Genomic DNA, 7,854 nt, shown 5'->3' with positions numbered 1-7,854 from the left:
AACCACCCTTTTTCCCCGCTTTTTTTTTTTTTTGTAATAAAAACGCAACTGGCCGCTACCTGGTTGGGGTGGGGCGTAGGTGTCCTAGGCTTGGCGCATGGCTCCTCTTTACCCTTTCGCCGGAAACACCCCGGCTGTCCACGATTCCGCCTTTGTCGCACCCACGGCGTCGATCATCGGCAACGCCACCCTCGCCCGGGATTCCAGCGCCTTTTACGGTGTCTCCGTGCGGGCTGACACCGCCGTCATCACCGTCGGCGAGGGCAGCAACCTGCAGGACAATGTGGTGCTGCACGCGGACCCAGGCTTCCCCTGCACGGTGGGCGAACGCGTCAGCGTGGGGCACGCCGCCGTCGTCCATGGCTGCACTGTGGAGGACGACTGCCTGATCGGCATGGGCGCAACAGTGCTCAACGGCGCAGTGATCGGCGCCGGCTCGCTGGTAGCGGCCGGCGCCGTGGTGCTCGAAGGCACCGTTGTCCCGCCCCGCTCGCTCGTGGCGGGCGTTCCGGGAAAGGTCCGCCGGGAACTCACCGACGAAGAGTACGACGGCGTCCGGGCCAACGCCGCACGCTACGTTGAACTGGCCCGGGCCCACCGGGAGCTGCACGCTTAATCGAGGCTGGTCGGCCCGATCGCGTCCAGCAGCTCGCCCGGACCCGGGTTGCCCGGCGCTGACGAGCCGCCCAGGTGGTTCACCACGCCCCACACGGCGTTAAGGCCGGTGGTCACGGCGCCTTCCGCCCAGCCGGCGGTGAAGGAGACGTCGTCGCCGGCCAGGAAGATCCCGCGCTGGGAGGCCGGCAGCGCGTCCTGCTTGAAGTGGGTGAACAGCCGCTGCTGGTACCGGTAATGGCCGGGCAGGTTTGCCTTGAAGGCGCCCATGAAGTTGGGGTCGGCCTCCCATGACACCGTAATGGGCTGGCCCACGATGTGGCCGGCAATGTCCACGCCCGGGTAGATCTGCTCGAGCGAGTGCAGCATCAGTTCCACGCGTTCGTCGGCGTCCAGCGCCAGCCACTTCAGTGCGTCGTCGTTCCACGTGTAGGAGAGCAGGATGACGGCGGGCTTGTCCGGGCCGTTGTCCAACAGGTAGGTGGCGCGGTTGAGCCGGTCGGTCAGCGTCATGGACAAGACCTCGTTGCCGGTGTCCGGGTCGATGTCCTTCCAGAACGGCCGGTCCACCATGACGAACGTCTTGGAGGACTGCATGTAGTGCGAGCGTTCGATCGCTGTCCACAGTTCGGCGGGGAACAGCGCCTCCTCGGTGTGGATGCGCGTGGACAGCAGCCAGGACTGGCACGTGGCCACCACTGCGGGGTAGGTGGCTTCGCGGCCCCACCGTTCGCGGATCCGCAGGTTGCCGTCGGCATCGCGGCTGATCCGGCCGACCGCGCCGCGGGGCGAACCGGAGTGCAGGGAGGCCAGGGACGTTCCTTCCGGCCAGTGCACCATGCCCGACGGCGCGTGCTGCCACAGTGCCTCGGGCAGCCTCTGCGCTCCGCCGCTGATGAGGCGGTGCTGGTCGTCCGCGTCGGTGTAGACCACGCGGAGGATCTCCAGGATGGAGTTCGGGAAGTCGGTGTCCCATCCGCCGGTGCCGAAACCCACCTGGCCGAAGGCCTCCCGGTGTGCGAAGCCCGCCTCCTTGAAGGACTCGCTGGCCGCGATGAAGCCGTAGAAGGTCTGTTCGTCCATCAGCGGCAGCAGGCCGTTCCAGAGTTCCTTGATCCGGGCCGTGTCGCGGGCTCGGATGGCTTCCTGCATCTCGACGAACTTGGCGCCGTCGTTGACGGCGGCCTTCCAGGCGTCCGCCACTTCCCTGAAGAACGGCGGCAGGTCGCCGGGCTTTTCCGCATAGTGCTTCTTGCCGGCCAGCTCAATCACGGTGCTGGACGTGGCCGGGGACAGCGGGTTGGGGAACTCCTGGGTGTCCAGCCCCAGCAGGTCCACGTAGTGGTAGAACGCCTTGCCGGATTCCGGGAACCGCATGCCGCCGAGGTCCGCCACCACTCCGGGCGCCGCGGGGAATGAGGCGGTGCGGAGGCGCCCGCCGATCTGGTCCGCTTCATAGACCACCGGCCGCAGTCCGAGCTTCATGAGCTCGTAGGCCGCGACCAGGCCGGACAGGCCCGCCCCGATGACGGCCACCTCGGTCCCCAGCAGTTCAGGTGGAACAGAGCCCAGGCCGTCCGGGTGGGCCAGGTAATGGTCGTAGCTGAACGGAAAGTCCGGGTTCAGCATGGTGATGGGGCCGGCGGCGGCGCCGTCTGCCGTAGGGCCGGCGGCCCGGGTGGCCGTGGTGCTGGACGGATCTGAGGCCGGCAGTTCGGTGGCGGTGGTCATGGAAGTTCTGCCTTTGACGGTTCGGGGGTGGGCTGTGGTGAAAGTTGCGGTCCGGCAAGTCCACGGTATTCCTCGTTGCTGAGGGCCGCCAGCCGCGAGTTCCGCCGGCCGTAGCCGAAGTAGGCGGCAGCGCCCACCAGCATCCAGAGGGCAAAGACCACCCAGGTGTCTGCGCCGAGGTTGGCCATCAGGTAGGCGCACATGGCGGCCCCGAGGATGGGCGTGAGCGGGAAGAGCGGCACGCGGAAGGTCCGCTCCAGCTCCGGCCGGGTACGGCGGAGGTAGACGACGGCGACGTTCACCAGTGCGAAGGCGAACAGGGTGCCGATGCTGGTGGCGTCCGCGAGCGCGCCGAGCGGCACAAGGCCGGCAGTGAGCGCGACGGCGATGCCCACCAGGAGCGTGCCGGCAACGGGGGTGCCGGTGCGGCGGGAAACGCGGCCGAAGATTTTCGGAATGAGGCCGTCGCGGGCCATCGACAGCAGGATGCGCGTCTGCCCGTACAGCACGGTGAGGACGATGCTGGCAATGGCCAGGACGGCGCCCACCGCGAAGACCAGGGCAATCCATGGCTGGCCTGTGGTTTCCTCAAGGATCTTCACCAGGGCGGCCTCGGTCCCGTCGAACCAGCCCCACGGCCGGGCGCCGATGGCGGCAACCGCAACCAGGACGTAGATGGTGGTGACGATCAGCATGGAGAGCATGATGGCGCGGGGCAGGTCGCGCTTGGGGTCGCGGGCTTCTTCGCCTGCGGTGGAGGCGGCATCGAACCCGATGTAGGAGAAGAACACCCGGGAGGCGGCGGCTGAGACGCCGGCAGCGCCCATCGGCAGCAGCGGCTCGAAGTTTCCGGCGTTGAACGCAGTGAAGGCTACGACGCAGAAGAACAGCAGGATGCCCACCTTCACCACCACGATAGACGTGTTGATCCAGGCGCTCTCCTTCGCGCCGCGGACCAGGAGGATCGTTGCGAGCACCACGATGACCATGGCCGGGACGTTGACCAGGCCGCCGTCCCCGGGCGGCTGGGACACCGCGTCCGGGAGGACGGAACCAAACACCGCCAGCGCTTCATTCACATACTGCCCCGCGCCCACGGCGACTGCGGCGACGGACACCGCGTACTCCAGCACCAGGCACCAGCCGCAGATCCACGCCATCCCCTCGCCCATGGTGGCGTAGGTATAGGAGTAGCTGGAGCCTGCCACCGGGACCATCCCTGCCATCTCGGCATACGAAACAGCGGACAGCAGCGCTGCCAGGCCGGCGATCGCGAAGGAAATCCAGATGGCGGGCCCGGCCAGCGGAACGGATTCGCCCAGGATCACCAGGATGCCGGTGCCAAGGGTTGCGCCCACGGAGATCATGGTCAGCTGAAGCACCCCGAAACTGCGGACCAGGCGGGGGCCGCCGTCGTTGCTTGCCGCCTCGCTGACCATCTGGGCGATGGGTTTGCGGCGCAGCAGTTGCGCGGCCAGGGTCGGGCGGCCGCTTGTTCCGCTGCTGCCGGCCGGTGCGTGACCGGAGAGTGTAGGCACAGTCATCGTTGACGTCCGTTCGTGTCGGTGAATGGTTGAACTGGTTTCCCCTCCCCAAGCGTAGGGTTGTGAGGAGCATCTCAACGATGTGCAAAGTGACCTATAGTCTTCATTCATGAGACGCAATGCACCATCCGCCAGTGACCGCCCGGACCAGCTGGACGCCGTAACGCTGGAACGGTTCCTGGCAGCCCTGCCGCGCGAAGTGGTGGTGCTGAACGACGCCGGCAACGGGCAGGCACCGCTGCGCTGGGTGGAACCCAGCGAACTGGAGGACCCCACGCCGTACCTGCTCGACGGCGAATTCGTCCTCACGGCCGGACTGCCCTTCCGTGAGGGCGGCGGCAGCGGCCCCGCGAGGGCGGATGAGTACGTCCGGCGGCTCGTGGCTGCCGGGGTTGCGGCCCTGGGCTTCGGCCTGGAGCCGTATTACGACGCCGTACCCGCCCACGTGGTGGCGGCCTGCCGGCAGCACGGGCTCACCCTCGTGGAGGTCCCGGCCACCGTTCCCTTCGCCGCCCTGGGCCTTGAGTTTTCCAAGCTCCTCGAATCCGGCAACGCGCAGGTGTTCCGGCAGTTGGCGGAGACCAACCGGCACCTCATGAGGGCGGTCCTTTCCGCCCGGCCGGAACACGAGCTGCTGGCGGCGCTGATCCAGCGTGTTCCCGTATGGGCCGTCCTTGTGGGCACGGACGGGAGGGTGCGCGCCCGGGCGGGGGCCGCCGTCGGGCTCTCCCAGCTGCAGCCGCTGCTCAAGCGGCTCCTCAGCGGCAGCGGCCCCCGCGTGGAGACGGAAACACTGGAAACGTCCGAAGGATCTACCTTGGTGTTCGGCCACCCGCTCCGGAGCACCAGGGACGCCACGCTCGGCAGCCTGGTGCTGGGCACGGGCAGGCCGCTCACCCCGGCGCAGAACAATGTGGTGTCCTCCGTGGTGGGCCTGCTGGAGTTGCTCGTGCGGCAGCGGACCAGCGGCTCCCTGGCCCCCAGCCAGCTGGCCACAGCCCTGCTCCTCCACCCGGAGAGCCTGTCCGACGGCAACAGCCGCGGGCTGGGCAGCCTTCAGGACTTGCTGGCCCAAAGCGTCTCGGGAACCAGGCAAGGCCAGGTCCGGGTGGTCCAGGGGGTCCGGGCACAGGCCGCTGCCGCCCCTGCAGCCGACGGGCCGGTGCGGGAGCTGCTCCAATGGCGCAGGCTGTTCGACACCAAAATGGTGGAGCTCACCGATTATGGGTTCACGGCCGTGACGCGGCTCAAAGTTGACGAGCCACTGCTGTCCGAGGTGGAACAGCTGGGCTGGCGGCTGGTGGTGGGTGAACCCACGGGGCTGCCAGGCCTCGCCGACGCGTACCGGAGGGCCAGCGCCCTGCGCCCGCGCGTGGCGGCGGCAGGAAGGAGCCTCAGGGAAGAGGAGCTGACGTGGTCCGTTACCGGCCTGCTGGGCAGCGATGCGGGCGCCCTGCTGGCCGCGCGCATTCTCGCGCCCGTCCTGGAGCTCGACGCCGAACGCCGGGCCTCGCAGCTACGGCTCCTTCGGTCCTGGCTGGCCGCCCACGGAAGCTGGGACGCCACCGCCAAGGACCTTGGGCTGCACCGGAACAGCGTGCGCCGCCAGATCAATGCCGTGGCGGAGCTGCTGGGCATGGATCTGGGGCAGGCCCAGGCCAGGGCCGAGCTGTGGATCGCGCTGCAGTATGCGGAGGACGCTGCACCGGACGGCCAGGTGCGGGACAGCGCGTAGCTGTGGGCCCGGTTCAGAGGCCCCAGGACCGGTAGACGTCCGGGCGGCGCTCATCCAGGTACGGAACGGCCCGGCGCTCACGGGCGGCGGCGCCAGGATCCACCTCGGCATAAAGAAGCTGCGGCTCCCCGCCTGCCTCCGCCAGCAGCCCGCCGTCGGGCCCTGCAACAACGCTGCCGCCGAGGAACCTGCACCCGTCCTCCTCCCCGGAGTGGTTGGCGTAGGCGATGGTCAGCTGGCTCTCGAGTGCCCGCGCACGGAGCAGGACCTGCGGGACGTCGTCGAAGCCGTGCGCCAGCGCGGTGGGGACCAGCAGCAGCTCCGCCCCGCCCACGGCCGCGGCCCGCACGGACTCCGGAAATTCGACGTCGTAGCAGATCACCATCGAGGTGGGTATCCCGTTGAAATCCACCACACCGGGCCGTTCCCCGGCGGGGCTGAAGGCCGCCCGCTCGTCGGGGCCGAACAGGTGCACCTTGCCATAGCTGAGCAGGTTCTTGCCCCTTGCGTCCACAAGGGTGGCGCTGATCTGCCAGTCCCCCTGCCCGGAGAGGCGGGGAAGGCTGTAGACCAGTGCGATGCCGTTGTCGCGTGCGATCCCGGCCAGCCGCTCCTGGAGCGCCGGCAGGAGGGAAGGCTCCAGTTCCGTGCGCACCCGGCGCGGGGCATAGCCCACGGGGAAGAGCTCAGGGGTGACCAGGACTGCCGCCCCACGGGCAGCCGCATCCCGGGCAGCAGCGGCGATAGTGCGGCAGTTGGCCTCAATGTCGAGGACCTTGGAGTTAGCCTGCAAAACTGCCAGCAGCACTGGCCCACCTTCCATATCCGGGGCCTCCGGTTGGGGCCCTCTGTCCAGAGTAGCGAGGCCCCAGCCGTGCCCCCAGGACTGTTTGCACCCTCCAGCACCCATCGGAGGGCGGATTGACTTACCCGTCCATAAAGGGATCAAATCCATCCGATGCGTTAACTTCTTGACTACAAGACTGGAGATAGGGCAATCTTCTTAGCATGTCCGCAATCCCGCGCTCAACGAGGAGCAAGCCCAAGAATCCCGGCTCCCAATCCGCCCTGCGGCAGCTGAACCAACAACGGATCATTGAAACCCTGATGGTCGGCCCCGCCACGCAGGCCGAACTTGCCCGGCAGACAGGCCTCTCCACGGCGACGGTTTCCAACATCGTCAAGATCATGCTGGATTCCGGCCTGGCATCGGCGGAACCTACCACCAGTTCCGGCCGCCGCGCACTGAACGTCCGGCTGAACAGCAACGGTGCCGTGGCCGTAGGCATCGACTTCGGGCGACGGCACCTCCGCGTGGTCCTGGCCTCGCTCAGTTACCACGTGATCGCGGAGGAATCCGTGATGCTTCCCCTTGGCCACCAGGCCGAAGAAGGGGTCCAGGCGGCAATGGCCCTGTTGGAGAAACTGCTGCGGGAAAGCGGTGTCGAACGCACCGCCGTGGTGGGTGCCGGCGTCGGAATTCCCGGTCCCATCGACCGGCGCACCGGGACGGTGGCGCAGGGGGCCATCTTGCCGGAATGGGTGGGCATCAACATCCTCCAATACCTTGAAGAAACGCTAAAAATCCCGGTTTTTGTTGACAACGACGCCAATCTGGGCGCCTGGTCAGAGGTGACCTGGGGGCACCATTCGGGGGTCAGTAACCTGCTCTTCCTCAAGATCGGATCCGGCATCGGTGCCGGACTTATCCTGAACGGCGCCCCCTACTACGGGAACGTGGGAATCACCGGCGAAATTGGCCACGCCACCATCCACGAACAGGGATTGGTGTGCCGCTGCGGCAACCGCGGATGCCTGGAGACCATCGCCTCCACCACCACCATGATCGAACTCCTCAGCCGCGGCGAAGACCGGCCGCTGACGCCCGCGGACATCGTTCGCAAGGCCCTGGCACGGGACTCCGCCACGCTCCGGGTGATCGACGATGCAGGCCTCGCCGTAGGCCGCGCCCTGGGCAACGTGGCCAACCTGATCAACCCGGAAGTGATAGTGGTGGGAGGCCCGCTGGCAGGCCTCGGCGACATTCTCCTGGACCCGATCAGGCGGGGTCTCATCAGGCACGCGGTGCCTGTCATCGGCGAGACCACAACCCTTGCCATGTCCTCCCTGGGGGACCGGGCGGAAGCGCTCGGGGCGGCCGCCCTGGTGTTCCAGCATGCCGGAATCCGCAAGACGTAGACCGTTTCGTTATGCCCGGTTTGCGTTAAA

Annotated in this window: 6 protein-coding genes; 3 read left to right on the top strand and 3 right to left on the bottom strand. The window is 67.7% G+C overall.

Annotated elements, in window-relative coordinates; translation table 11 throughout:
• Positions 1-97 precede the first annotated feature (97 nt).
• Entirely contained in the window at positions 98-616 is a 519-nt protein-coding gene (locus ACQ3DC_RS07230; protein ID WP_157238765.1) for a gamma carbonic anhydrase family protein, read from the top strand.
• On the opposite strand, the gene ACQ3DC_RS07225 is transcribed toward ACQ3DC_RS07230, so the two are convergent.
• Positions 613-2,346 (bottom strand): flavin monoamine oxidase family protein, encoded by a 1,734-nt coding sequence (locus ACQ3DC_RS07225; protein WP_430751925.1) that lies wholly within the window; start codon positions 2,344-2,346, stop codon positions 613-615. The genes ACQ3DC_RS07230 and ACQ3DC_RS07225 overlap by 4 nt on opposite strands.
• On the bottom strand, positions 2,343-3,890 hold the full coding sequence (locus ACQ3DC_RS07220) for an amino acid permease (RefSeq protein ID WP_321215697.1): 1,548 nt from the start codon (positions 3,888-3,890) through the stop codon (positions 2,343-2,345). Before ACQ3DC_RS07220 ends, ACQ3DC_RS07225 begins: the two co-directional genes overlap by 4 nt.
• Before the next feature lie 109 nt (positions 3,891-3,999).
• Here ACQ3DC_RS07220 and ACQ3DC_RS07215 point away from each other — a divergent pair, with 109 nt between their 5' ends.
• The gene (locus ACQ3DC_RS07215; RefSeq protein WP_321215696.1) at positions 4,000-5,625 is read left to right on the top strand and encodes a PucR family transcriptional regulator; all 1,626 of its coding nucleotides are present in this window, start codon (positions 4,000-4,002) and stop codon (positions 5,623-5,625) included.
• Between the two features lie 13 nt (positions 5,626-5,638).
• Here ACQ3DC_RS07215 and ACQ3DC_RS07210 read toward each other — a convergent pair whose 3' ends face one another.
• Entirely contained in the window at positions 5,639-6,433 is a 795-nt protein-coding gene (locus tag ACQ3DC_RS07210; protein ID WP_430751924.1) for a carbon-nitrogen hydrolase family protein, read from the bottom strand.
• A gap of 200 nt (positions 6,434-6,633) precedes the next feature.
• Between ACQ3DC_RS07210 and ACQ3DC_RS07205 the strand changes: the two genes are divergently transcribed.
• Positions 6,634-7,824, top strand: a complete 1,191-nt coding sequence (locus ACQ3DC_RS07205; protein WP_157238769.1) for an ROK family transcriptional regulator — start codon at positions 6,634-6,636, stop codon at positions 7,822-7,824.
• Positions 7,825-7,854 lie beyond the last annotated feature (30 nt).

Source organism: Paenarthrobacter sp. NEAU-H11, from assembly GCF_050573415.1.
Classification (GTDB): domain Bacteria; phylum Actinomycetota; class Actinomycetes; order Actinomycetales; family Micrococcaceae; genus Arthrobacter.
Note: the sequence above shows the minus strand (reverse complement) of the source record. Positions and strands in the feature narration are given on the sequence as shown.

Bases quoted from the DNA above. Each gene is read 5' to 3' on its own strand.
- ACQ3DC_RS07225 (WP_430751925.1), bottom strand. From the start codon at position 2,346: ATGACCACCGCCACCGAACTGCCGGCCTCAGATCCGTCCAGCACCACG.
- ACQ3DC_RS07205 (WP_157238769.1), top strand. From the start codon at position 6,634: ATGTCCGCAATCCCGCGCTCAACGAGGAGCAAGCCCAAGAATCCCGGC.
- ACQ3DC_RS07230 (WP_157238765.1), top strand. From the start codon at position 98: ATGGCTCCTCTTTACCCTTTCGCCGGAAACACCCCGGCTGTCCACGAT.
- ACQ3DC_RS07215 (WP_321215696.1), top strand. From the start codon at position 4,000: ATGAGACGCAATGCACCATCCGCCAGTGACCGCCCGGACCAGCTGGAC.
- ACQ3DC_RS07220 (WP_321215697.1), bottom strand. From the start codon at position 3,890: ATGACTGTGCCTACACTCTCCGGTCACGCACCGGCCGGCAGCAGCGGA.